General features: G+C 35.8%; 31 protein-coding genes and 3 pseudogenes. All 34 read right to left on the bottom strand.

Going from position 1 to position 24,136, the window contains the following annotated elements; genetic code table 11:
* Positions 1–9: 9 nt before the first annotated feature.
* The 34 genes and pseudogenes from X953_RS05740 to X953_RS05585 all read right to left on the bottom strand — a co-directional run bounded on the left by X953_RS05740 (position 10) and on the right by X953_RS05585 (position 23,967).
* Complete coding sequence (locus X953_RS05740) at positions 10–627, bottom strand: NUDIX hydrolase (protein WP_040954736.1); 618 nt, start codon at positions 625–627, stop codon at positions 10–12.
* A 76-nt stretch (positions 628–703) separates the two neighbouring features.
* Positions 704–952 carry a hypothetical protein gene (locus tag X953_RS05735; RefSeq protein WP_156958452.1) on the bottom strand — a complete coding sequence of 83 codons (249 nt, stop codon included), beginning with the start codon at positions 950–952 and terminating at the stop codon, positions 704–706.
* A gap of 46 nt (positions 953–998) precedes the next feature.
* Positions 999–1,562: a GNAT family N-acetyltransferase gene (locus X953_RS05730; protein WP_198023318.1), complete on the bottom strand. Its 564-nt coding sequence runs from the start codon at positions 1,560–1,562 to the stop codon at positions 999–1,001.
* 338 nt (positions 1,563–1,900) lie between these two features.
* The gene (locus tag X953_RS20005; RefSeq protein WP_198023317.1) at positions 1,901–2,068 is read right to left on the bottom strand and encodes a hypothetical protein; all 168 of its coding nucleotides are present in this window, start codon (positions 2,066–2,068) and stop codon (positions 1,901–1,903) included.
* 38 nt (positions 2,069–2,106) lie between these two features.
* Positions 2,107–2,535, bottom strand: a complete 429-nt coding sequence (locus tag X953_RS05720) for an RDD family protein (RefSeq protein WP_040954733.1) — start codon at positions 2,533–2,535, stop codon at positions 2,107–2,109.
* A 101-nt stretch (positions 2,536–2,636) separates the two neighbouring features.
* Positions 2,637–3,050, bottom strand: coding sequence for a hypothetical protein (locus tag X953_RS05715; RefSeq protein WP_040954732.1), 414 nt, complete (start codon positions 3,048–3,050; stop codon positions 2,637–2,639).
* A 254-nt stretch (positions 3,051–3,304) separates the two neighbouring features.
* Complete coding sequence (locus X953_RS05710; RefSeq protein WP_040954731.1) at positions 3,305–3,907, bottom strand: DedA family protein; 603 nt, start codon at positions 3,905–3,907, stop codon at positions 3,305–3,307.
* Positions 3,908–3,962: 55 nt separating this feature from the next.
* Complete coding sequence (locus tag X953_RS05705; RefSeq protein ID WP_040954730.1) at positions 3,963–4,427, bottom strand: VanZ family protein; 465 nt, start codon at positions 4,425–4,427, stop codon at positions 3,963–3,965.
* Between the two features lie 72 nt (positions 4,428–4,499).
* The gene (locus X953_RS20195; protein WP_232217776.1) at positions 4,500–4,760 is read right to left on the bottom strand and encodes a hypothetical protein; all 261 of its coding nucleotides are present in this window, start codon (positions 4,758–4,760) and stop codon (positions 4,500–4,502) included.
* 156 nt (positions 4,761–4,916) lie between these two features.
* A pseudogene (locus X953_RS20475) lies at positions 4,917–5,126 on the bottom strand (TIGR04104 family putative zinc finger protein); the annotation flags it as partial.
* A 117-nt stretch (positions 5,127–5,243) separates the two neighbouring features.
* A pseudogene (locus tag X953_RS05695) lies at positions 5,244–5,719 on the bottom strand (GNAT family N-acetyltransferase).
* Between the two features lie 150 nt (positions 5,720–5,869).
* Positions 5,870–6,477 (bottom strand): annotated as a pseudogene (locus X953_RS05690) (MOSC domain-containing protein).
* A 329-nt stretch (positions 6,478–6,806) separates the two neighbouring features.
* Complete coding sequence (locus X953_RS05685) at positions 6,807–7,031, bottom strand: hypothetical protein (RefSeq protein ID WP_040954728.1); 225 nt, start codon at positions 7,029–7,031, stop codon at positions 6,807–6,809.
* 65 nt (positions 7,032–7,096) lie between these two features.
* Entirely contained in the window at positions 7,097–7,297 is a 201-nt protein-coding gene (locus tag X953_RS05680) for a hypothetical protein (protein ID WP_040954727.1), read from the bottom strand.
* 245 nt (positions 7,298–7,542) lie between these two features.
* Positions 7,543–8,394: an STAS domain-containing protein gene (locus X953_RS05675; protein WP_052350053.1), complete on the bottom strand. Its 852-nt coding sequence runs from the start codon at positions 8,392–8,394 to the stop codon at positions 7,543–7,545.
* A gap of 77 nt (positions 8,395–8,471) precedes the next feature.
* Positions 8,472–9,779, bottom strand: coding sequence for an aminopeptidase (locus tag X953_RS05670; protein WP_052350052.1), 1,308 nt, complete (start codon positions 9,777–9,779; stop codon positions 8,472–8,474).
* Between the two features lie 378 nt (positions 9,780–10,157).
* Positions 10,158–10,679 (bottom strand): GNAT family N-acetyltransferase, encoded by a 522-nt coding sequence (locus X953_RS05665; protein ID WP_040954726.1) that lies wholly within the window; start codon positions 10,677–10,679, stop codon positions 10,158–10,160.
* Positions 10,680–11,567: 888 nt separating this feature from the next.
* The gene (locus tag X953_RS19735; protein WP_156958451.1) at positions 11,568–11,723 is read right to left on the bottom strand and encodes a hypothetical protein; all 156 of its coding nucleotides are present in this window, start codon (positions 11,721–11,723) and stop codon (positions 11,568–11,570) included.
* 206 nt (positions 11,724–11,929) lie between these two features.
* The gene (locus X953_RS05660) at positions 11,930–12,586 is read right to left on the bottom strand and encodes a hypothetical protein (protein WP_040954725.1); all 657 of its coding nucleotides are present in this window, start codon (positions 12,584–12,586) and stop codon (positions 11,930–11,932) included.
* Positions 12,587–13,204: 618 nt separating this feature from the next.
* Positions 13,205–13,369 carry a hypothetical protein gene (locus tag X953_RS19730; protein WP_156958450.1) on the bottom strand — a complete coding sequence of 55 codons (165 nt, stop codon included), beginning with the start codon at positions 13,367–13,369 and terminating at the stop codon, positions 13,205–13,207.
* A gap of 183 nt (positions 13,370–13,552) precedes the next feature.
* Positions 13,553–13,753: a hypothetical protein gene (locus X953_RS05655; protein ID WP_040954724.1), complete on the bottom strand. Its 201-nt coding sequence runs from the start codon at positions 13,751–13,753 to the stop codon at positions 13,553–13,555.
* A gap of 306 nt (positions 13,754–14,059) precedes the next feature.
* Positions 14,060–14,338, bottom strand: coding sequence for a DNA-binding protein (locus X953_RS05650; RefSeq protein WP_232217775.1), 279 nt, complete (start codon positions 14,336–14,338; stop codon positions 14,060–14,062).
* 147 nt (positions 14,339–14,485) lie between these two features.
* Positions 14,486–14,917, bottom strand: a complete 432-nt coding sequence (locus X953_RS05645; RefSeq protein ID WP_156958449.1) for a hypothetical protein — start codon at positions 14,915–14,917, stop codon at positions 14,486–14,488.
* A 171-nt stretch (positions 14,918–15,088) separates the two neighbouring features.
* Positions 15,089–15,274, bottom strand: a complete 186-nt coding sequence (locus X953_RS05640) for a hypothetical protein (RefSeq protein WP_040954722.1) — start codon at positions 15,272–15,274, stop codon at positions 15,089–15,091.
* Positions 15,275–15,290: 16 nt separating this feature from the next.
* Positions 15,291–15,899 carry a hypothetical protein gene (locus tag X953_RS05635; RefSeq protein ID WP_040954721.1) on the bottom strand — a complete coding sequence of 203 codons (609 nt, stop codon included), beginning with the start codon at positions 15,897–15,899 and terminating at the stop codon, positions 15,291–15,293.
* A 111-nt stretch (positions 15,900–16,010) separates the two neighbouring features.
* Entirely contained in the window at positions 16,011–16,298 is a 288-nt protein-coding gene (locus X953_RS05630; protein ID WP_040954720.1) for a TIGR04104 family putative zinc finger protein, read from the bottom strand.
* A gap of 11 nt (positions 16,299–16,309) precedes the next feature.
* Positions 16,310–16,453 carry a hypothetical protein gene (locus tag X953_RS05625; protein WP_232217774.1) on the bottom strand — a complete coding sequence of 48 codons (144 nt, stop codon included), beginning with the start codon at positions 16,451–16,453 and terminating at the stop codon, positions 16,310–16,312.
* Between the two features lie 143 nt (positions 16,454–16,596).
* Entirely contained in the window at positions 16,597–17,457 is an 861-nt protein-coding gene (locus tag X953_RS05620) for a hypothetical protein (RefSeq protein ID WP_040954719.1), read from the bottom strand.
* Complete coding sequence (locus X953_RS05615) at positions 17,444–18,391, bottom strand: sialidase family protein (protein ID WP_040954718.1); 948 nt, start codon at positions 18,389–18,391, stop codon at positions 17,444–17,446. Before X953_RS05615 ends, X953_RS05620 begins: the two co-directional genes overlap by 14 nt.
* Before the next feature lie 432 nt (positions 18,392–18,823).
* The gene (locus X953_RS05610; protein WP_040956985.1) at positions 18,824–20,335 is read right to left on the bottom strand and encodes a malate:quinone oxidoreductase; all 1,512 of its coding nucleotides are present in this window, start codon (positions 20,333–20,335) and stop codon (positions 18,824–18,826) included.
* A 246-nt stretch (positions 20,336–20,581) separates the two neighbouring features.
* A complete protein-coding gene (locus tag X953_RS05605) occupies positions 20,582–20,989 on the bottom strand; it encodes an NUDIX hydrolase (protein ID WP_040954717.1) in 408 nt (135 codons plus the stop codon).
* Between the two features lie 50 nt (positions 20,990–21,039).
* Positions 21,040–21,540: a hypothetical protein gene (locus tag X953_RS05600; protein ID WP_040954716.1), complete on the bottom strand. Its 501-nt coding sequence runs from the start codon at positions 21,538–21,540 to the stop codon at positions 21,040–21,042.
* 835 nt (positions 21,541–22,375) lie between these two features.
* Entirely contained in the window at positions 22,376–23,728 is a 1,353-nt protein-coding gene (locus tag X953_RS05590) for a tripartite tricarboxylate transporter permease (RefSeq protein ID WP_040954714.1), read from the bottom strand.
* Positions 23,728–23,967 carry a hypothetical protein gene (locus X953_RS05585; RefSeq protein ID WP_040954713.1) on the bottom strand — a complete coding sequence of 80 codons (240 nt, stop codon included), beginning with the start codon at positions 23,965–23,967 and terminating at the stop codon, positions 23,728–23,730. Before X953_RS05585 ends, X953_RS05590 begins: the two co-directional genes overlap by 1 nt.
* Positions 23,968–24,136 lie beyond the last annotated feature (169 nt).

The following is a 24,136-nucleotide window of genomic DNA, read 5'->3' as shown; positions in this document are numbered from 1 at the left end:
TCTCTCTTCCTAATCAAACACAGCTGCTTTGTTTGGGTCCTTCGCAAATTCAAACAGCATCTTAATCTGCTTTTCTGTATTTCTACCTGTTGAAAGAGTTGGCAGGTCGTCTTCGGCAAAGAATCTTACATCTTTTGTTTCTATTCCTGTTTCTGCTTTACCTCCAGCTAATTCACACTGCATAAAAATTTTGTAATAATGATAAGGTTGAGCCGGGTGGGCATGTTTATTCATATCCAGTAAAGCAACTAATTTCCTCGCTCGTGTTTCATAGCCTGACTCTTCCTTTATTTCTTTCACTACATTTTCAGCTGGTGAAATACCTACATCACAAAATCCACCAGGCAATGACCATTTATTATCTACTTTTTCCTTTACTAGCAAAATTTTATTATCCTTAAAAACAGCCCCGCGAATATCCACTTTAGGAGTTTGGTAGCCTGTTTCATTTGTAAATAGTTCTTTAATCTTTTCCATTTTCAGGTCTGTATACTCTTCCATAATTTCGGCACTGATCTCTCTTAATTCTTCATACCTCTCGATATCATATACATCCTTTGAAAAAGTTAATCCAGCTTGAGAGAGGGACTGAATCCGTTTCGCCCATTCCAACCATTTATCACTCATATCATTCACCTTTTTCTACAAAATATAAGAACTCCCTGTAAAACAGAACATTCCCATTCGGATTGCCCCAAAATTATTACTCCCACTTACTCTCTAATTCTCTCTCAATTTCTTCGTTACTAATATTATCTCCTTCCTCCTCTTCTTTTATATGAAAATGATTGGCTATACTATCCAATTGCTCCTTCAAGCTGAGCAGTAAATAAATCAAATAAAATAGACAACCGGCGATAATTCCAAATGCAATAATCCCGCCCGGTAATCCCAGCATAAATAAAATAAGGCCCAGAAGTGTGCTTACTAAAATAGACACTATTAATTTCATATGTATAACCTCCTTAATCCATAAAACACCATCTACAAGACCCTGCTTACTGTGCATTCATAAAATAAACCAGGTTGTCTGTCCACTCCTCGAATTCATAGATAAATCCTTTTCTAACACATTCAAATTTCATTCCTGCACATTCCGCTAATTTAATGGACGGTTTGTTATCAATATTTATATGTGCTTCTATGCGGTGAAAATGGAGATCTTTAAATGCAAGACTCAATGCTTCTTTAACTGCTTCCTTACCATAGCCGTTTCTCCAATATTGGTTATGAATGGTGTAACCAAGAAGTCCCCATTGGAATTCGTCTCTCATAATGGTACTTAACTCAACCTTACCAATATGCTTCTGATCAGTTTTTCGAAAGACACCAAACACATATGCCTCATCTCGATCAGCTAATCGTTGAAGCTTGGCGACTACATCTTCACTAAACTTTCGCGGCGTCCAACCACGCATGTCCATTTTATTTCCATCGTATTTATGCTGGGAAGGTAGTCTTTTTCGAAAACCTTCCATCCAGCGTTCATAATCCTGGTTTTGAAGTGGCCGTATTATCAATCTCTCTGTTTCTGATTTAATATTGCTTATTTCTATTTTCAATAAGACATCTCCCTAGTGTGAATTTCTCTGAAATTATATTCAGTGAAACTATAAAATAACTTGCGTGTTATTCTCCTACCTCCTTTTCGTGCTTCTTAAAATAAAGTATATAGTTGTAATAGAAAACATCATCACAAAGGTGCTTAACCAAGTTAACTTGTCACCCGTCAGATATTTTAGAAGCATGACTCCTGAATAGACGATAATAAACAAAGCTACAATTATTGCTAACTTTTTCAGCACCGTCGGCTGTTTATTTCTCCGCTCCATGTAAAAACCTCTCTATGTGCGAATCGTTATGTATACATGCGTTTCAATAGTAAACTTCTTCCTATCTATTACTCTTCTTCTGGCAACTTTTCCAAGGTCACTAATATAAGTGTCGCTAATGGACCTAGCAATAAAGAAATGAAAAACCAATTCAAACCCGATCTATTTTTACCTTGTGCCAACCCAGCATTAATAAGCATAAGCGTTCCCCAACCCACAAAATATTGGTCTTCCAATGTATCCCTCCTCTGGCTATTCTTTTCTGAGGCTTTTATTATTGGCGCTTTTTAGGTGGCTCTGTTGTTACATAAGTCTGTGCAATTAAATCATGAATTGTACGCTTATCCTCTCTAATACCGATCATAAACGCACTTATAATTAATCCTATTCCCAATGTCAATGTGTAAATGACACCACCCAAAACATCCCTTAATAGCATTGTACCAATGCCCACGCTTTTTCCGTCCACCCTTACAATACGATTGCCTGCCATTCTTCTACCTAGAGTGTATCCATACCAAACCACCGGTAATAAAATACCATAAATCAGTCCCGTATAATCAATTGGCTTCATGGTGTCAGGATCATAGAATTTCCCATAGATGAAATACGAAATAATTCCAACACCAATAAAAATAATCATTAAATCTAAAACTCTTGCTAAAAATCTGTTTTGAAAGCCTGCTGGATTAGTAATAGTCATATTTATATCGTCCTCCTTTCATTCCCTATAAAAAGGAATTGGCAGTCGCTTACAACTCAAAGCTTGTTACTTACAAACATTACTTAATGAAACTGAACTGATTACTCACTAGAAAATTCAATGGTTTCTTCAAAACTCTCACCTGCAATAGTTTCCCACATCACTGTAATTAATATATCCCCGACTTTATCAGGTAACATATCAACATTGTCATCAGGCAGACTAATTGTTAATTGGAAAGTGGTCTCATCTTCTTTTATATTACTTCTATCTCCAGATCCTCCAACACTAAATGTTTCGGGATAATTGATTTCATAAGATAGACTCTTCAGTTGCTCACTGCCAGTGTATTCCATTTTCCCCTTTCCTATTTGTTCGTGTTCACCTATTTCATACGCTATTCTGGAGCTCCAATTTTGGCTTTCTCCCTGAACATTTATCACCTTCTGACCAGAGCAGCCAACGGAGAATAACAGGATTAGTAATACAAAAGTTGAAATTAATTTTCCACCCATATACAAACCTTCCCCCTTCAGGTTGATTAGATATTAAAGTGTTCTTTTAAATCCTCACATTCAGATACCGTTTAACATTTAACATTTTAAACAATCAGATAATTTAGCTTGTGTATAGCTTGCTTTGTCTTATGTACATAGCAAAGATTCAGCCAGATATATAAAGTAGGGCTATTTTAGCAATTGTTCATCACCAAATATAGCCCTTTAAAAATACTTACGAAATTCCCCAGAAAAAGTTTCACTAACTAGCCTTACCTTCTTCTTTTTATAAATAGGTACAATAAAACAGCAACGAGTAAAAGTAATGTAACGTAAATCACTTTTGAGTAGATTTCCATATACTCTACGACCACTTCCCAAGAATTACCTAGCGACGCACCTAAATTCACAAGAACAATATTCCAAATCAAGGTGCCTAGCGTTGTAAATAAAAGAAACAGGCCAACATTCATGTTTGACATCCCAGCAGGAATGGAAATCAAACTTCGTATTAAAGGAACGAATCGACAGAAAAAGACTGTCCAGGGGCCATATGTATCAAACCAGCCATCAGCCTTATGGATATCCTTTTTTGTTAATCGCAGCACATGCCCCCATCTGTCGACAATCTTTTCAAGCTTTGCGACATCAAGTTGTAAACCAATAATGTATAGTACAATAGCTCCTACAACTGAACCCGCTGTTGCTGAGATAATTACACCAATCACACTCAATTTAGATGCGATTGTCATAAAGCCACCAAACGTCAATATTACCTCAGACGGAATTGGCGGGAAAATATTTTCAAGGGCGATTAGAAACATAATCCCCATATAACCAAATTCGCTCATAATATCTGTTAACCAATTCTCCATACGCTTCCCCTTTACATTTTGCCTCTTAAATCCGATTATTTAGATTAATCCAATGCTAGTTTAGTAGTTTTTGAATATATTTCGTCCTCCAAATTGCAAAGCCAATTAAAGCTCCAATGATATTAAGGATAAAATCATCAATATCAAAGCTTCCTCTTCTTGTTACTAGTTGAATCACTTCAATAAAAAATAACAAAACAATCATGGAAAGTATAAATCTACCTAATCCTGTTATTTTTCTAATAAAAAATGGCAGGTAAATACCCATTGGCAAAAACATAAATAAGTTACCAACAAGATTTTTAATCGGTATATTCCTATTCATACTGTTATCAACAATCGCCGTAAGATATGTATTAATCGTTTTAAACGGAACAAAATTTGAAGAGGTTTTCATATATTCCAAAAGCGTTAGGTCTGTATACAAATAACCTCTGTTACCTATAAACAACAGTATGACCAATGCAATTAAATAAAATATAAAGCTAATTTTTAAAATAACCTTTATGAACTTTTCCACTTTCTTCCTCACTTCTATCTGAATTATTGTTGATTATATAATACCAATTCATGTGAACGCTCCAGTTTTATGCTAAGAATCTCCGGTTCTAATTTTATATAAAACTACCATAGCTATTGTAACAATCATCGAAGCAATAAATAACGAGACACTCACTGCGAAGAACCCCATTCCGCCAAAACCTCCAACAATGAAGCTATAGAAAAACAAGCCAATATTAATAAGAATAACTAAGAGTGCCAACAGAATTTTCTTCCCGATTTCTTTAAAAATCAAAGAAAGAAGCTGGATCCCAATAATGAAACATATGGTCAGAAAAACCAGACTTAACATATAATAAACACCTTTTTGAAGCACTGCAACGAAATAGCAGGACTCCTCTATCCTGCCATGCCCACTCTTACAACGTGGTTTTTGTATTAGAAAGAGAAGTGATGAAAGGGCGAACGAGTTGCTGTACCGTAAAGATTCCCACTGCATATAAAAAATGTTAACGAGTGATGGCTGATCCATATTTTTAACAGTCACTAATGTAAAAATAAGAACTAAACTTATGATCACGTCTATTGCCTGGCTCTTTTTAGTAGAGTATTGTTTTTCATGACAATTGGGACATCTCATCCCTTTCCTAAGCCTAAGATGTTCTATGGTTGTTTGACCATACGTCCATTTATAGTTACAGTCCTCACATACAGGCATATGTATCCCTTCTTATCTCAATAATATCTACCAAATTGTCTGATCCTCGTGAACTTATTTAATTAAAAAGTGTGTCCAATTTTTGGGCAATTGTTATTATTGACGTTATTTAACATATCATTTATTTAAATCTGAAAGCAACATCCCATACACAATGCTATCTGTCCATTCCCCTTTATTCCAAAAATCTTGTATAAAATGAGCTTCTTTTCTCATACCTATACGCTCACATAATTTTTTTGACGCTTCGTTTCTAGCATCAAGGTTAGCTTGTATGCGATGAACATTAATTTCATTGAATAGATTTTCGACTAAACTTCTTGTGGCTTCAGTTGCATAGCCTTTACCTGACACTGTATTTAAAAAACTGAAACCAATTTCAACAGTATCCTTCATATCGGTGTACCATACTGATAGATCACCAATTACTTTAGTTCTAACTTCTTATTAAACTCTTTCTCAAGATTTTCGTCTGTCCACTTATCATGCAAAAGGTATTTACATGTATTATTGTTATTGTAAATATTAAATACATCATCTATATCATTACTTTCAAATGGCCTAATTATTAATCTTTCAGTGCAAATCTTCAAAGAAACTCCTCCTTTGAATGAGAAATATTTATTCTTAGTCGCCTCTTTGGTCAGTTAAATATCATACAATACAAAATCAAGAGCTCTTTTTATTCAAATGTAGGCCCGGTGAGTCCTTCCCGGTATGTAAATTAAACCATTCGTATATTCTTAGAGATGGACAAGCTTACTTAATCGGCTTTCTAAGGTTTCTTTTAACTCTGTCGCCAACTCCTCTACGGCTAAAACCTTTCTCATTCCTTCCACATTCTTTTGGCCCGGAAGTAAATCTCATTCTCATAAAGAACAGATACCTGTTTTGGATGAGACTCCAATAAAGTAATTCGAGAATCCTGACGCACAATGCCTTCTTCTAAAACCCGGCATAAATAGCCGGTAAAACCTGTTTGTATCATTCTCTTTAGTAGTGAAGGATTATTCGTTCTTTTCGTAATTGTACTGCATGGAATTCTGCTTTGAGTAATTTGTATGACTGCCTCTCCAATACGAAAAACATCCCCTAAATGTACATCTTTTTCAAGCATATTTGTAGCAGTGACATTTTCACCAAAATTTGCTTGAGGCAAGGACTTTCCAAATTCCTTTTCCCAACGCGCATAGTGTTCAAAGGGGTATACACACACAGCGCGATCAGGTCCGCCATGATACCGCAAGTCTGCAACATCATCCCCATGGAAGCCCCCCTTTTGTAAGAATGCTTCATCCGTTGCTTGCTTACAAATTCCAGTCTTTATTTCTTTATCGTTGTCGTACTTCATTACTTTCGGCAAACCAATCGAAAAATCCTTTAACTCTCTCACTATATTATCTTGTAATTGCTTGCACACCTCCAAATCGAAAGTTTGTTTTTCTTATCGTACCATTTTACCGGTAATTAACAAGCTGGTTGGGAGATGTTAGGTTTATATCGTATCGGCTTTAGCTTCTAAATAGTCCTTTACTATACTTCCCGGTAGCTTCAGAGAATTTTCTTTTGCGGTCTTTAAGAGACAATCTAGATAAATTTATGTAGGAAAAACTAAAAAAATAAACCTAAAAAATGCTACTGCAATGTTCACTTAATACCTACCTTTTTATTTCTATTATTTTATCTCTGCTTCTGATATCTCTCATTGTGTATAGCAAACACGAACCAAACAACAAAAAGTATGGTGGATATATAGCTGACATCCTTTTCAATTGGATGTCCTAGTACCAAGCCGATTAAGTCCTTGATAAGAAGCGTTAAAAGCGTCAAAGCAACGCTAGTAAAAATAGAATGAATGATTAATTTAGTAAATCTGATTTCTGAAATTGCTGGGAAGCTAAACATTTAAACAACCCCTTATCTGTCCTAATCTATTCTTTGTAAGATCCTTTTCCTTAACCATACACAGCTCATTTTTCGTTTAAAATCTCTTCCAAGCGTGCAACTATATCTTCTTCATGAGCGTCATCTAAGTCCTCCATTTTTGCGTCAATAGTGGTAAGAATTAGTTCAAACTTAGTTAATTTAACACTTTGCTGAAACAGGACAATTCCCATAACTACATTTACGATTAAAATTAAAATAATAATACCATTATATGTTTTTTTCACGATTACTTACTCCCTCAATAAGAATGATTCCCTTATCCTATTACCAATTATTTCAAATTAATCGAACTAACTCAATCCTTTTTTTAAAAAGTAGCACTATTTTTTAGATAAGTGGGCACTGTTGCATAATAAAAAAGTAAAAAAGGCAAGCATAGCGTAACACTACTACTTACCTTTCAAATAAAAATACTTAGTATGAACATTCATTTTTACTTATAACTACAGCATTTTACTATCGGTAACTTCTATGAAAACTCAATATTTTTAAACGCACGGTCTAAAGTGGAGAAGGTTGGGAATCCTTTAAAATCTACACCCAGGTCTGTCATTGTTTGAGCTACTTCTGGTCGGACGCCACTTATTTTAACCTCTACTCCCGCTAATTCCAGTGCTTTTATAACTTTTAATATTTTATCTGCAACCATTGTATCCACTACAGGGACCCCAGATATATCAATAATCAAATAATCAAGCGCTAACGAAGAGCTTTCTGATAATGATCTCTCCATTAGTATTTGTGCTCTTCTTGTGTCCACCTCTCCAATTAAAGGGAGGACACCAATTCCCTTCTTAATCTTTATAACAGGTATGGTTAATTCATCTAATACGATTTCATTGGCTTGTTTTCGTTCATTCTCTATTTTAATGTAAGCTAGTGTTATGATATGAACTACTTGGTCTACAACAGAACCAAAGGAAGATAGGACATAAAAAAACAGATCAAGTGAAAAATGCTTTCGCTTACTTTCTTGTTTTATGACTTCTCCTATTAAATTACGATAATAACGAATCTCTCTAACCGCAAAATCCAGTGGCATATCGATGGAGATTAAATATGCAGCCATTTCATTTCCCCATTCGGACACATGAGAAAAAGCCTTCTCCTCCTTCAAGACGAGAGAATCCGCATAAACTTGCACTAAACCTTTTCTCCATTCTTTCATTTTTTCCGAACTGTTTTTATCATGATAAGGAAATTCATTATTTTCTTCGAGTCGAAGGTTCTCTGTAAACTTCTCTTTCTGTTCCATAATTTTATTTTTTATATCGGCTAGCTGCTCATGGGTAGCAGCTTCTGCAAGAGTTTGTTCTGCCATCTAGTGCATCTCCTTTATAAAATAAATTCCTACAAACCTTCGTTGCTGTTAAAATATGAGTGTAGTTAATCTATTCCCTATTTTTGATTTTTCATTCCATTGCCACCTTCATCGGCCGCTCTTTTGCTAGATGCTATTTGAAAATCACCATCTTGCATTAGCAGGATTTCAGTCCCATCTTCTTGAATCCCCGTTACTATCATATCTTCGCTGCCAAAGGTCACATTGACTAACAGGAGTGAAGTATTAAGTCCTGCTTCCTTCAACTCTTTCACTGATAGGTTATTGCCATTTTGAAGATTGGATGGGGAGGCGTTGCCAATTCCTATATGGCAGGCTGTATTTTCATCGAACAAGGTATTGTAGAAAAGAGTATCTGCCTTGCCAAGTGGAGATTTATTAGAGACTAAAGCAATTTCACCTAGATAATGTGAACCTTCGTCTGTTTCAATGAGATTCTGTAACACCTCTTGTCCCTTTGTGGCATTATAGTCGGTAATCCTTCCATCTTTAAAAATCAGGTAAAAATCATCAATCACTGTTCCCTCATAGATAAGTGGTTTCGTGCCTACTAGCTTGCCATTCACCTTATTTTTATGGGGTGCAGAAAATATTTCTTCCGTAGGTATGTTTGGAAAGAAAGGGGTCCCTTTTTCATCTATAACAGCCCCACCGATAAAGCAATGATTTTTAGGCATGCCGATTAATAAATCAGTTCCTAGACTATTTTTGAAATGCAAGGCTTCAAACTGCTTATCATTTAGAAACTTTTTCCGGGACTCAAAAGCTTCGTCATGATTTGTCCAGTCTTTTATTGGATTTTCTCCGTCTGTACGAGCTCCCTGCAAGATGACTTGCCATAAGGATTGCAGAGCTTCTTCTTTACGTAAGTCAGGAAATACTTTCGTTGCCCATTGGAGATAAGGCACGGTAAGAAGACACCAGCGTACCTTGTGAGATCTAATCTTTGCGTGATGGTCTTTCAGCTTCGAACGTGAGGACTTTTGGAAGCGACTTATTCTTTCTGTGGAGGCATCCTTAAAGACATCTAGGCTTTCAGAAATAATATGGATGTAAGCAGCCCCAGCATCGTCCCATTCCTTATAGCGAGCAGCCTGCCATTCAGGAATATGGTCGATGGCATCGTCTGCTGCATGTAGATAAAATTCTTTGGCAGACTGTTCATCTGACCAATCCACCACTACATTCGAAGCCCCTGCCTTATAGGCTGCCTTTTGAATAAGATGTACAAAAGGGGCATTTTTTATGTCACTATGAATAATGACTAATTGATTCTTCTGCACATTTACACCAGCATGTACAGCTAGCTCTGCATATTTTTTTAACTGTTCTTCACTAACAAGCTCATATATTCCTTTAATCATCACACATAGCTCCTTACTTTTTACTGCTTACAAGCCATCTGACCTAAAATCGTATTATTAAAATAACTTTTTGCACTTACCCGCTCTATATCATGTTCATTGTTTTAAACAATGTAAGTTAATAATAAAGTGATAACTAAACTTTGTATTACCACCACAAGAAAAGTTTTTTTATCGAGTCTAGTTCTATTTACAATTAATCTTTGACCTATGTAACTTAAAATTAAAACTATAAAAAAAGTAATAATTAAACTAAAAAAGAATTCCTGTAACAAAGCTACCCCTCCGTACTTTTATCTTCATTAGAATTCCCACAAAAAGGCCCTATTGAGGAACAATCCGTATTCAACAACTGCGACCAATGGTGGAAAATGTTTATTATAAATATTTTTCCATTCGGATATCTGACCACATACGCCCTTGATAATAGGTAAAATCTTTTAGAACCCCAATTTCCTTATAACCAAGCCTCCGATACAATTTCTGACCTGCTGTGTTAAATTCAAACACACCTAATTCAATACGTTTAAGCCCTTGTGCCTTCATCTGTTTTTCCAAATATTGAATCGCTGTATAGCCGATGCCCTTCCCCCGACCATCCGACTCACCTATCGTTATTCCTAACCATGCAGTTCCAGGAACCTTCTTATAAAGATGGCTTGGATCAATCATATAATTCATTTCGCCAATCAAATAGTCATTATTGTATATAAGATAAATATATTGATGTTGTAAACGATTTTCCAAAGCTTTTAACGTAAGGAGTTCTTGACGGTCTAATTCTGATTGATCTTGGTTTGGCCGAGTTAAGTAAACTAAATCAGGATCATTTTCCCAACGATTAAAAACATCTACAATTTCTGAAGATGGATGTGTTAACTTTATAAAATTAATACCCATTGTGCACTCCTTTTACTGATCAAATAAAAGCTTTAATAGTCGTTATTTTAACATGATTTTCTATGACATAGAACTGAGCTTAAGGGAATCGAGGTATTTATTCAAAAATAATTGGATTGGTAAAGCAAATAAACCATATGACATTCCACACACTAGTCCAAAAAAGAGAATGCATCAAACGGAAAGCTGAATGGAAAAGACTCCATTAACAAATAAAATACCGACATAGATAACCCAGATAAAAGTATTAATGTCATACGTTTTTCAGCATAACGCAGCCTCTCTTGTTCAAGAATGGACCTCGATTACAGTATAATTATTGCTAAGATAACAACCCAGGATTTTATTTTGTCTATTTAATTAAATTCGCAATAGTATGTTAACGATATGTTATAATAGGCTTAAATAGACTGACTTCGCATGAGGGGTGGTGCAGCAATAACCTTCTCCGGAACTTTGGAAGGAGGGAGGTGGCGCCTATGGATATAACTGTTGATAGCGTTTATCATGTCCGATAAAAATAAAAAATAATCCCTCATGTGGTTTGTCTGGCCTTTGAGGGATTATTTTCCTTAAATGTGTACAGAAGGTAGAAAATAAGCTTGTATAAATTCGTTGTCTACTATTCATTCTCGGAACAACTGAAAAAATGTTTGCTCAAAAATATTCAAGAAAAAGTCTTTTACTTGGTATAAGTATCCCAGCCTCCATTAAGCTTTGCTCTTATTATATAATGTTGGCTGCGTATATTGCGAAAACCTTCTAACGCTTGCTCAGTCCATTTCAATTCCATTTATAGTTCTCCCTGATTAATCATTTCAACTACTTCCTCAGTTGTGTAACTTTTTCCGTGCAAAATATCCATTTTGGCTTGAAGCAATTTTTGTTTTAATTCTGGGTCAGCTCTACATCTTCAGCGACCGTTGATTCAGGTTTTTCAATTAAAGAAAGGTAATATTTCTTCCCTTCAATTTCTACAACTGAGTTATCATCGGAGATAATTTCCTTCATTACTTCTGCCATTTGACCTTCAATCTTCTTCATTATAAATTCCTCCCCCGAGGAAATATTTTAAATAAATCTTATGCTTATTATACAACATATGATGTGAAATATCGATACGGTAAGGGATATGCTTTAGATATTCGTTTTCTATAATCGCACCCGTTTGTTGAGAGATTTTTATTAATTAAGCGATAGAAGGAATTAGTTTTTAAAGCATCGAAATAGTTACCAGGAACATAACTAAACTAAAAATCTATATTTTCCCCGTCAATACTTAATTCAATTAACTCAGCAATATTAAAATCATCTTTATGTTCAATTACGAAACCAATTTCATAAGATTCCCCATCTACGTCTAAGTTCCAATTTCCAGAGGTAGTTAAATTTTCTTCATCGTCGGGTAATTTATACTGACCGCCAATCCGTTCTACGTTTTCTCCAACGATGTTTTTCTCAATAATTTCGCTGAATAATTTGTCAAGATCCTCCCCCAAAACAGCATAATCCCCTATTTCTCCGTGCCATTTTGCGTCAACTATCTCTAACCATCTAAACCACAGATCTTCAGGATCTTCGTTATGTTCTTCAGCTATCTCATACACAGTCTCCCGATCACCAGAGTAATCATCTATAGCATTTAATCTTGTCATAATAATATCGTACCACTCAAGATCCTTTTCGGTAAGACTTCTTAATTTAGTTACTTCTGGATAGAAGATTTTTGTAATTTCATTGGCAACAATACTCCTTTCTTCAGGTTCTTTAGTTTCATTTACAGCTTCTACTGTGGACTCTTCTGGTGTGTTTTCTGACCTTCCTTCTGTATCAGTTGCTGTAGAACAAGCACCTATCATTATTCCTAATGACCCAATTAATAATAATTTATTTACAATAAACCGCATTATCTGCTTCCCCCTAAAGTATTAAATCGAAAAATTCATAACCAATTGTTATTTTATCATTTATCTCTATTATACTTATTCTTTTGTAAACAGCATCGTTTACAGATATAACCGCATTATCTGCACCTTTAAATTATTAAGTTGAATTGTTTCTTATAGAATATGGCCCTACAAAGGCAATTTGGACACAACACTTTATTCCGGAAGTGCGCCCTTTTATGGTATATCGTCACTACAACAATAGATGCTTATAAATTATACGGGCAATAAAAAACCTATCATCATACCCACAATCAGACCAAAAATTCCCATCACAATCAAGGTTAAACCTTTTCTATCTAACTCATAATCTTTCCTTAAGACAACGCCTATACAAATAGCGAAAGGTCCAAGAAAAACAGGAAAAAAGCCGAATGATAACAATGCTGATAGCCAACCAATTGTTAAAAGTATTACGCTTCCATTCTTTTCTTCTTCGATAGTGCATCACCTTCCGATAATTTCAGTCTTCTAAACAATATATTCCCTAATATGGGAAACACATTGCTGTCCTTTACTCCGCAAGTGCGCCCAATTGCGGAGTACTATCATGCTCCAGGTCAATGTCTTTAAAACACGTTATTCCGTCTCAAATTCAATATCTAAATCCCGTCTCTTAATCTTGAGTTTAATTTTTTTATCTTTTAGGATATAAAGACCACCTAAAGCCAAACCAATACCTAATGATTCTTTAGGGTGCTTTCTTATTGCATCTCCAAGTGCTTTTCCTACTTCTATACTCATTTCTTTCATCTTTTCAGTTGGAACTACTTTGGTTTTTCTGACACTTTTTTACACCTCTTTCTTTATAATATAGATATACCAAATATACTTTTCAACTCCAATTGTAATTGAATTAAACGGCCTTTATATTGTGTTAATGTTCCAAACCTTATTAGATTATCGCGCCCGATTGAAGCAGAACTTTTATTCTTCAACATCAACCAATTCAGCTTTAACAATTTGATATTTCGTTAATTCTACTGTTTGACCATTTTCGTTTTCTACAGGAATAAAATCCGTTGCAATACCTGAGTATTTTCTGCTAATTTCTCCCTCAATTCGTACATTTTTAAACTGCTCTCCAGTTGATACTGTGATGTTGTAAATATGTATCTTTTTCGCCATAGTATCCTCTCCTTGTCTTAAGTCTTTTGCCACTAAATCTAATACACATTTAGGATTTGATGTGTCATTCCCTAACATAATGGCCAATTCTAGCACAAACCTTATGCGACAACTAGCGCCTGCTTAATCTTTTTTCTTTTTAGATTTATAACTAAAAGCACCTATAAAGATTACAAGTAATGCAGCCAAGATAGAAGGATTTATCAAATCCACTCCCTTTTTCTTCTGATTAGCAAAATATTTACCATACGATCTGGCCCTTTAACGGTATCACTCTTAATTCAGAATTGCGCTTTTTTGAAAAAGTTAATTTTCATAAATATCATTAGAAGATCCCCACTCTATAAATTGTTGGTACGGATAGTAGGTAGTACCTTTAAGTTCAATCTTCGGCGCATTTGTATATTTGTTTAACAATTCATTTAATTCTTCTTTACTTAGACCTAAATAAATATGCATATCTTTTTCTTTAATTAATGTAGGATAACCTGAAGAACTGGCTTTTGGATTTTGGAAGTTTTTTAATCCATCTCCTAAAATTATCCTAATCCCACTAACCCTCCAATTAACCCTATTCCTATCCAAAAAAAGTCTATTTCCACCCTGATAACCTCTCCCTTTTAACTAAATTAAAATTCAACAATCTGGCCCGTTTGCGGCACAGTAGGACTTAAAAAACCTACCATAATTCATAGCTATTTTCACAATAAATTTAGCAGTTATTATAGATTCCTACTTCAAACCATCAATAACTTTGAATGCAGCACTATATATTCCTTGAACATTATCTCGTATAATTTCACTATCCTGGATAGGGTAGGAAAATTTCCAACTACGGTATTCTTTCTCTCCGCCTACATACAAAATTCCAGAGATAAAATTTTGTGTATCGTCAATTTTTTCAGCTGTTTGCTCGTAAGATTCCGGATTCTCCATTTTTATAAAAGGAACATGACTTGCTTTTGATTCTACAAAAAAGAATGGCATTTCTTTATCTCTGTACATTTCAATATATTTTTCTTTGGACGCTTCTGTTAAATGATCCTTCATAATAAACACTGCATCGTATTTACCAGATGGAGTGTTATAGAGTTCTTCTAACGATAATTCACTAAATTTTATCTGTTTTTCTCTCACATCAGGTTCTTCGCCGACCACTGCCAATTCTAATGATGCTCCCTCATAAGGTTCTTCTATGTTTTTAGCATGTGTTTGACAAGACACCAGAAAAATTGCAGCTAGTAGCATTATTACCTTACATAGTTTATGGATAATTAATCCTCCTTTTCAGTTCCCGCAATTACTTAATTCATGATATGGCATAGAAGTCCACCACTAATTTTCATCCTTTTTCTTATACAAACTTATTCCCAATATAAAAAGCAATATAAGAAATATAAGCGTAATAAATAAGCCAATGTTATTCCAATTTATTTCACCAGTTTGAATTATATCCGAAGCGATCATACCTACAAATACGCCTAACATTCCAAACAAAAATGTTCTTAATCTTTTGTACAACTTATCCCTTCCTTTTTCAGCTATAATAATTTCTCCTATATTTTAATACCATCCTGTACCCGCCACCCAGCAACAAGAACATTATTGCCAAATAAATAAAAAACCCTAGATTAGTACTCTCATTAGATTCATCGTTCCCATTGACAGATACTTGGTTGGTTGGCTTCTTTCCATCTCCTAGTTCTGTAAAATCCTGTGCGGCTTCTGTTAAGGTGGTAGTTCTGGAACATAAGCTGACATGAAGCTTATTATCCTTTTTCGTTGCATATACTAGATACGAATTGTTTAGTTTAAATTCAAATCCACAACTTGCCGAATCTCTCTCTGTATAAACAATAACTTCCGTTTCATTTATTCCTTTCCACGTCTTATCCACTTTAAAAACTACAGCAATTTGATCTGCTGAGGATTGAATTAGATTATTTTCGTTTTTATCTATTCGTTCTATTACTTTCCCAGTGAAAACTGCGGAACTGTGCTTAAATTCTTCTTTAGGGGCACCGGGTTCCAGACACGAGCAAGCATGGCTAATACCGGGTAGTTGAAATAATGTAAAAATAAAAATTATCAGATAAAAAATTGTGCAAAAAGGCAGATGATATTTTCTTTTTCCCCTCTTCAACATACGTCTCCTTCTTTCTACTTTGTTTATAAATAGAATGATAAATGAAGCGCGAAGCAGACTAGCATATGGTCATCAGGATGAATAATGTAACACCTTAATCTTTCCTTGCACTTACCAATAGGGTTCTTTCTCATTCGATAATTCCAGAATAAATGGATAACAAGCAAGTATGATGAGTACTAATAGTAAAGCCGTTAGTATCACCATCGCAAAAGAAAGCTGTAGCCATACATTGATTATTAATATAAGTAATGGTATAAGCATAAACACACTGCTCTTTGTTCTAGATGCTGCAGATTCATATTGTTTTTCACCACAATAGGGGCATGTTAATTTAAATAACGTTTTCACCGTTTGTACCCACGTCCATGCTTTTCCACAGTTTTGACAGGCTGGCATGTAGGCACCTCCTATTTTTTTGTATTTTTTCTTAAATCAATAAGACCAACACTGAATACAAGTGTACAAATCATCATAAAGGAATGGATAAACCCATTAAGGATAGATGCATATTCACCAGTAAGATTCTGGCCTTTATACACTATATCAACCATTCTCTCTCCTAAAGGCAAACTTAATAATATGATTACTAACTTCGAAATAAAGTATAATTTACTCCTTCATATTAACATAATATTCCATTAATAACTTTAAATTTCTATAAAAAAAGATCATCTCGAGGGATGATCTTTCACTCTTATTCTTTTTCACCTTGATAATTCAGCAAAATTGGTTCACTTTCTTTTAACGATGCCTTATATAGCGCGATATTGCCTACCGTTTCCCTGGAAGCATCAGAATGCACCTCAAAATTTTCCTTTAATGCGATTGTCCACGTAGCTTCATTATTCCTTTTTAAAACAATAGCGAGGGTTCCGAATTGTTCGATATGATCCCAATCAAATACTTCCGTTTCACCATTATGTGTGATTGAAATACCTTCTTGATCATTTATCACTTTTGTATCCTTTGCTTGCCAGACTCCGTGCGTTTGTCCTCCTACATAATAGTAAGACGTCCCACTGCCTCGATCTCCATAAGTTGCAATAAATTGTTGAATGGATTGATCTGTTGCTTTGTACGTAAACGCCGCCACATCCTTGGCTAACCATTCCACCTGGTATTCTCCGTCCATTTCATAAGGTAATCGTTCCTTTGGCCTCGCTAAAATTCCGTAATACGAACGATAATATACAGCTTCCTTTGTTTGCACATCTTGCTTAATGGAGAGCACGTGCTGCCAATTTGGTGAAACGCTTAAAATATTTTTCGTGTCTTCCATTCTGTTCACAAGCAATACTCCATTAGCAATTACAAACAACGCAAAAATAATAGTTAAACTGATCGTAATTTTTTTCGCTGGTTTTAGTAAAAGCCAAATGGAAAGCACAAGACAAATAACTATAATCATATTTAAAATATAAAACAATCGATCATCTATATAGGAAGCATCAAAGCGTGCCTGGACAAACAAGCTCCCCATTTGCAGACAAAAAAATCCCAGTGCGATAAGTAGAAGTGACCAGCCAAACACCTTCCTGCCTTTATTGTTCTTCACTTGGCTGCACCTCCTCAGAAAATTCCCATGTCTTTCCATTGTCCTTGGAAATAAATTTACCTTTGACTTTTCCCCCCAGATAATCTCCATTCGGCCCCTGATTCACTAATACGGCTAAATGATCTTCTTCCTTAACAGGCATTTCTGCTGTAACAAAAACAGCTTCATATTTTTTTGGCATTTGAAAGCTTGCCATTTCCCACGATTCCCCCGCATCCTCTGTAATATAAAGGTCCGGCTGTTCGGGATTGATTGTTCCATAGGATAGAAATCCGGTTTTTTCATTTATAAACGCTCCGTCAGATACTAGCCTTGTTGTTTCTGGTGTATTTGTTTGAGTCCAGGTCTTCCCCCCATCATTGGAAAGGTATGGCTGTGTGCCCTCCTGTGACATGGTTCTTCCACCAGACAAAATGACGTAAGCAAATTGATCGTTTAAAAAGTCTACTTTTCTATATCTTAAAGCTGGAAAGGAGTCAGTAACAATGGTTTCCTCCCAGGTCTTCCCTTGATCCTCAGAATAAACGATGCCAACCGTTTGGGATTCCCAGTTTGCGCCTTCTGCATAAAGAAAAGCAGCCCGCTTCTCTGTGAGTATATAGCTGGTGTCAATGAGAGATTGCTTGTTTCCATTGTATTCTCCTGCAAACAGTTTATCTTTTTCCACTGGGACAGTAACCCAGCTTTTTCCCTTGTCGTAGGTAATATGTAGCTCTTCATTTTGCAAGGAATAACTTATCTCCTCTCCATCTACTGGCCACAAATCTTCTTGTTGTGGTTCTGTTTGTGTAGTTGCGTTGGGGTTATTTTCAGGTTCTTCCGTGTCTATCTGATATTGAGGGAGTTTGACCTCGTCTCTGTTTTCATATACAAACATTCCTGTAATCAAACCAACCAGTATGATACTTGCTAAACCTATAATTAGTGTTTTCATGAGCCATCCCCTTGCTTGGAAAAATTAGTTGATGTTATGGAAAAAAACCAGTTTTACCAGGTTAAAAACTGAAGTAGTTTATCGGCAGTAAGTGAAGGTTATCCGCAGTAAACTGAGTGTTTCAGCCGTAGAGGAGATTAATCCTCCGCAGGTAAAAATAATCGGCAGGAGAAAAAATTAATCCGCCGTAGATCAATTTAATCAGCAGTAAAAGAGATCTATCCGCCGTAGACAAACTTAATCAGTAGTAAAGAAGATCTATCAGCAATAGATTGCAGGAATCAGCAGTAAATAAAGTATATCCTCCACAGACTACAGTTATCAGCAATAAATACAGTGATTCCGCTGCAGAAAAGCTTTATCAAAAATCTAAAAGAACCTTCCTCCTACAAACAGAAGAAAGGTTCTTTACTATTTCTTTGACGTGCCAAATCAGCTCAATACGGCTTGTTTTCCCTCTTTTTCCGTTAAGCCAAGTGCTTTTGCTGTTGTTTGGTGAATTTCCTTCAGAAGCTCTGGATGATCCATTAATGATAATCCATAAGAAGGAACCATTTCCTTAATTTTTGGCTCCCATGCCTCTATATGCTGTGGATAGCAACGTTTCAGCACATCCAGCATGACATGCACAGCAGTAGATGCTCCTGGAGAAGCGCCTAATAATGCTGCAATAGATCCATCTTCTGAAGTAATTACTTCTGTACCAAATTGCAATGTCCCTTTGCCGCCCGCTTCAGTGTCCTTAATTACTTGGACACGCTGACCTGCAACGACTAAATCCCAATCCTTACTCTGCGCGTCAGGGATAAATTCACGTAACTCTTCCATCCGTTTTTCCTTGGATTGCATGACTTGTGTAATCAAATATTTGGTTAGTGGCATCTGTTTCGCACCCGCTGCGAGCATGGTGAAAACGTTGTTTGGTTTTACAGATGTAACTAAATCAAACATAGATCCTGTTTTTAAGAATTTCGGTGAGAAGCCTGCATATGGCCCAAACAATAATGAACGCTTACCATCAATATAACGCGTATCCAAATGTGGTACAGACATTGGTGGTGCGCCAACTTTGGCTTTTCCATATACTTTTGCATTGTGTTGTTCAATAATATCGGGATTATTACACACCATGAATAAACCACTTACCGGGAAGCCACCAATATGCTTTCCTTCTGGTATGCCGCTTTTTTGTAATAAATGGAGACTGCCTCCGCCACCGCCAACAAAGACGAACTTGGATGTATGGAACTCCAATTTATCATTTTCCATATCGTGTACTCTTACTTCCCATTTACCGTCACTGGTCCGCTTAACGTCTTCTACACTATGCTTATAGTTGATCTCCACATTTTTGCTACGTAAATGGTCAAACAACATCCGCGTCAAAGCCCCAAAGTTTACATCTGTTCCTGTATCCATTTTTGTAGCTGCAATTGCCTCGTCTGATGGACGGTCCTGCATAATAAGCGGTAACCATTCTACCAATGTCTTTGGATCATCGGAATATTCCATTCCCTCAAATAGAGGATTATTTGATAGTGCTTTAAATCGTTTCTTTAAAAAAGTTACATTGTCTTCTCCCTGCACTAAACTCATGTGTGGTAAAGACATAATAAATTGCTGTGGATCACCAATCAGATTATTGTTGACGAGATAAGCCCAAAACTGTTTTGAAACCTGAAATTGCTCATTCACTTTAATCGCTTTACTAATATCCATTGATCCATCCGGTTTTTCGGATGTATAGTTAAGCTCACATAATGCAGAGTGCCCTGTTCCTGCATTATTCCATACATTGGAGCTCTCTTCGCCCGCTTTATCCAGTTTTTCAAAAACGGTGATTTCCCATTCAGGTACTAACTCTTTCAGAAGGGTTCCCAATGTAGCACTCATGATGCCTGCGCCAATTAAAATGACTTCTGTCTCAGTTACTCTGTTGCTCATTTTTATCAACCTTTTCCCCTAAAATTTGCAGAAAGTATGTAGGTTTAAACACGTTGCTATAATGCTCACGCGTCCAACCTCCCCCATCTCCCTTTTAACATAAATTCTTACCTCTAAAAGCATATCATAGTGTTATATAATAAGTAATAGTTTCACCATATCCTATTATATGCTTTTTGTTTCGAATTGAAAACCTACAAATCTTCTTATTTCGGCATACTACTTTTTATATCTGCTTTTTACTCCTTAAAATGATATGTTAAAAGGCTGGCACTCCTGATCAAGGCAATTCTCTATACGCTGCCTGAAATTCTTCCATGTTACCATTTCTAATCCATCTTTTATAGGAAAATACCCTACTTCCAAGCTTTCCGGGCTTGTTGTTGGCACTCCACCAACCGGTTTTCCCAGGAATAAGGTATTGCATATAGAATTACTGACATTTTGATAAATGCCACAAAATTTTGTAATTTCTACGTCAATTCCCGATTCCTCTTTTGTCTCTCGGATAGCCGCTTCTTCTAAAGATTCTCCCTCTTCCACCTGTCCGCCAGGCATTTCCCATCCACGTCTCGGCCCTTTAATCAGCAAAATTTCATTATGCTCATTTAAGACGATGGTTGCAGCAGAAACAATATGTTTTGGAGTAGTCATAAAATCCCTCCTTATTAGCCAACTCTTATTCTAGTTTCTTCTATCCTATTTTATGATGTTGTTGTATTGCCTTCTTTTGTTTTACTATATAAAGTAATTGTTTCCTCTGCGTCTTTCTTTTTTTGCTTATCCCACCATTTTACAACGATATAAATTCTGTTAACATCCTCTAGCGTAATTGGTTCACCTTTTTCATTTAGATAGGTGCCACCTTCCACCATTCCTGTTGTTTTTTCTGCTATATTTATCTCTTTGCCAGAAACCGAGCCAGTATGTACCGTAATATCCTTCTCATTGATTACCGCATGTGTATCAAAATGAAAGAAATCTGTATAATATTCTTTTTCCCCCTTCATACTTAACACACCATGACCCGCTTCAAAGTAATTAGGTGATATTTTCACTTCATACTCATTCACATCCCATTTCGCACTATTTCCTTTTAAAAGCAAATGAAAATTCGTCTCGGCTTCTTGCTGGGTACAGGCAGTAAGGGGGATAAGAATAATTAATAAACTAAATAATAGACTCATTTTTATTAATTTCTTCATTATACACATCCTTCCATTTATATTAACTTTACTCATTTAAATTCCTATGATTTCTTTGTTTTAAGTAATTAGGTCTGCAAAAACAACGAAATAATTTATCAAATTCATAGCTTAATATTAACATATTATTCCACTAGTGTGAGTGAAGATTCAGAACTATTTTGGAAAATAATACTTAGCATGTTTCAATGGTTATTTTAGTTCAGCTCTCTGACCGTAGAAAATCAATTACCGTTAGGGATTCATCAACTTTGCATTTCTTTATTTTCATTACCATAATTAACCTAATAAATGGTGATAAATTAGATCGTTAATATAATTATTAAGATTCTGGTCTACTTCTAGTATTAAAAAGTTTTTTTAATAGAATAATTAAAAAATAATAGAAAAGTTTAGTTTAAAACTTTTAATTTTTTTACTTGATCAATACATTTCTCAATAAACCAGAGAATTACTACATAAATTAAAGTTAAGGGAATGACATTGATAAAATAAAATATGAGTGAAAAGGCTACGGTATTTCCATCAGGATAGAGTATCTTAAGAGTATAAAAGAGTATTATTACAATAGTTAAAGGGACAGTTGCTAAAGAACCTATAATAATCCGTTTCCATTTTTCATTCGAGTTACCCTTAGATTTATCTTGAATTGATTTTATAATGATAAAAATCAAAACCACTATCCAACTGGGCATCGATATCCAAAGACTAAACATAAACGTGTGTATATCCATAATTTCCGCTCCTTTTTTAAAAGATATGTAGTAATATTTATTAAATGCTCATAACTAAAGCCGTCAATCCTAGATCAACGGCTATTATCATCTGTAGTTGGTTACATAAACAATCCAAGGAGCCATGGTGCTGCATAAAGAACCATAAACATAACTCCATAATTCACTCCATTTTTATATAGCAGTCCGGATACTAGTGCAACTACAAGCGTACCTAAAATATTAATCCAACCAGCATCCATATATGCGAGCATGACGACAAGTCCTGCGAAAAGTCCAATTAACGCTTCATGTGGTATGTATCTGAACACAAAAGCACAAATTTGGCTGGCATACTTTATTGTAATGTAGAAAGTGATGACAATCGCAATCACTGCACCAATTATTGTTGCAGTCATAATTTCTCCCATGGATAAAATGTGATGGATATTATGTTCCGGTGTAAATACCGGTGGAGCATTAAATAATCCAGCCGCCGGTCCGATCGCCATTGGGGAGAGCGGTAATCCAATTGCAATGAGCGGAACCAATGTACCCGAGATGTAGGAAGCATTTGTCAAACCATCCATTGTGGAAATTGCCCTAGATGCTCGTTGAACGGGATCCTTTATATGGCGTGTCAAAAATTCACCTAAAAATACAGTCATCCCAACAGGAGAAAGGAAAAATGTTACTGTACCAATTAAACTCCCGAGTGCAGATGTCGCTGATTCTTTATTTGTAAGTATTTTAAATGGGTTAGGGAACCCTTTTTCTTCTTCTGATTTTTTTAACGTAATTTCCTTGTTACCTAAGCTGGGGAGGCTGTTTCGATATTTCTTACATAATAACGAAAATAAGCTAAATGCAATTGGTCCGATCGTAATACCAAGGAAGAAGGAAACAAACACAGTGGAATCCTCCGGAATGATATCCAGTCCCCAGTATAAGTGGCGCAAACCTTGTATTAGCAAGGCGAATGGCAGAATGATGAGTAATGACACCAATTTATTTTTGGCCATCAACGCAAGAAATACAGCACCAAGGAAAAAAATTAATCCTGCATAGCTGCTTATTGTATCTGCATAAGGAAGGATCAGTTTAGCAATCAAAAAGCTTGCTGGTATGGACACGATCGTACCAATGACAGAACCGGAGGACATTTTCTTAATACTTACATCAGGCATCCCATGCTGTTTCAAAATCATTGCATGTTCCACCATCGGTGCTGCCATGACACCTCCAGGGATACCTGCAACCGCTACCGGAATGGAGTCCGTAAGCTTTTTTGCAACTATCGCTGCAATAAAGAATGCCAAAATAACATATGGACTAACTCCTACTAAAGCAAGTGCAATAGTCACTGGTGCGAGCACTGCTGTTTCATCCGTACCTGGTGCAATACCAATCAGTGTATATAAAAGCGCTCCACCCATACTGGCTAGAATCATTTGAATAATAATAGCTGTATCCATCATTTTTCCTCCTCTCCGAGAACGGTAATTCGGCGTTTAGGCTTAATTAGGATACTGCTAATAATAAAGCCCACCACACCACCGATTAGCCCAAGTATGAGTGGCTGAGGCGCATCTCCAGGCGCCAAGATGTATCCACCGAGCGCAAAAACAATACATAAGACCATGGATAACAGTAAGTCTCGTAACTTAACGTTATCTCCCCATATTTCGATATAGTTTTTATCTTCTTTGTGCAAAGGTGAGCACCTCCGTTTTTTAAACTTGTGATTATATTCTAATTGATATAGGGGAGGTTTGCACTTATTTTTGTCAGTGGTTATATAACCTTAGAAAGAAAACCATATATAAATGCCAGAGTGTGCATTTAAAACGATAATTTTCCCCATACAAAAACACCTCCATATT

The organism is Virgibacillus sp. SK37, assembly GCF_000725285.1.
Classification (GTDB): Bacteria; Bacillota; Bacilli; order Bacillales; family Amphibacillaceae; genus Virgibacillus_Q.
The sequence above is the reverse complement of the archived record's forward strand: the minus strand, read 5'-3'. Positions and strand labels throughout refer to the sequence as shown.

Coding starts and splice junctions, on each gene's coding strand:
- X953_RS05740 (WP_040954736.1), bottom strand. CDS start 627: ATGAGTGATAAATGGTTGGAATGGGCGAAACGGATTCAGTCCCTCTCT.
- X953_RS05735 (WP_156958452.1), bottom strand. CDS start 952: ATGAAATTAATAGTGTCTATTTTAGTAAGCACACTTCTGGGCCTTATT.
- X953_RS05720 (WP_040954733.1), bottom strand. CDS start 2,535: ATGACTATTACTAATCCAGCAGGCTTTCAAAACAGATTTTTAGCAAGA.
- X953_RS05715 (WP_040954732.1), bottom strand. CDS start 3,050: ATGGGTGGAAAATTAATTTCAACTTTTGTATTACTAATCCTGTTATTC.
- X953_RS05710 (WP_040954731.1), bottom strand. CDS start 3,907: ATGGAGAATTGGTTAACAGATATTATGAGCGAATTTGGTTATATGGGG.
- X953_RS20195 (WP_232217776.1), bottom strand. CDS start 4,760: ATGTTAAGTCTGGTTTTTCTGACCATATGTTTCATTATTGGGATCCAG.
- X953_RS05685 (WP_040954728.1), bottom strand. CDS start 7,031: ATGTTTAGCTTCCCAGCAATTTCAGAAATCAGATTTACTAAATTAATC.
- X953_RS05675 (WP_052350053.1), bottom strand. CDS start 8,394: ATGGCAGAACAAACTCTTGCAGAAGCTGCTACCCATGAGCAGCTAGCC.
- X953_RS05670 (WP_052350052.1), bottom strand. CDS start 9,779: ATGATTAAAGGAATATATGAGCTTGTTAGTGAAGAACAGTTAAAAAAA.
- X953_RS05665 (WP_040954726.1), bottom strand. CDS start 10,679: ATGGGTATTAATTTTATAAAGTTAACACATCCATCTTCAGAAATTGTA.
- X953_RS19735 (WP_156958451.1), bottom strand. CDS start 11,723: ATGAAGAAGATTGAAGGTCAAATGGCAGAAGTAATGAAGGAAATTATC.
- X953_RS05660 (WP_040954725.1), bottom strand. CDS start 12,586: ATGCGGTTTATTGTAAATAAATTATTATTAATTGGGTCATTAGGAATA.
- X953_RS19730 (WP_156958450.1), bottom strand. CDS start 13,369: ATGAGTATAGAAGTAGGAAAAGCACTTGGAGATGCAATAAGAAAGCAC.
- X953_RS05655 (WP_040954724.1), bottom strand. CDS start 13,753: ATGGCGAAAAAGATACATATTTACAACATCACAGTATCAACTGGAGAG.
- X953_RS05635 (WP_040954721.1), bottom strand. CDS start 15,899: ATGTTGAAGAGGGGAAAAAGAAAATATCATCTGCCTTTTTGCACAATT.
- X953_RS05630 (WP_040954720.1), bottom strand. CDS start 16,298: ATGCCAGCCTGTCAAAACTGTGGAAAAGCATGGACGTGGGTACAAACG.
- X953_RS05625 (WP_232217774.1), bottom strand. CDS start 16,453: ATGGTTGATATAGTGTATAAAGGCCAGAATCTTACTGGTGAATATGCA.
- X953_RS05615 (WP_040954718.1), bottom strand. CDS start 18,391: ATGAAAACACTAATTATAGGTTTAGCAAGTATCATACTGGTTGGTTTG.
- X953_RS05610 (WP_040956985.1), bottom strand. CDS start 20,335: ATGAGCAACAGAGTAACTGAGACAGAAGTCATTTTAATTGGCGCAGGC.
- X953_RS05605 (WP_040954717.1), bottom strand. CDS start 20,989: ATGACTACTCCAAAACATATTGTTTCTGCTGCAACCATCGTCTTAAAT.
- X953_RS05600 (WP_040954716.1), bottom strand. CDS start 21,540: ATGAAGAAATTAATAAAAATGAGTCTATTATTTAGTTTATTAATTATT.
- X953_RS05590 (WP_040954714.1), bottom strand. CDS start 23,728: ATGGATACAGCTATTATTATTCAAATGATTCTAGCCAGTATGGGTGGA.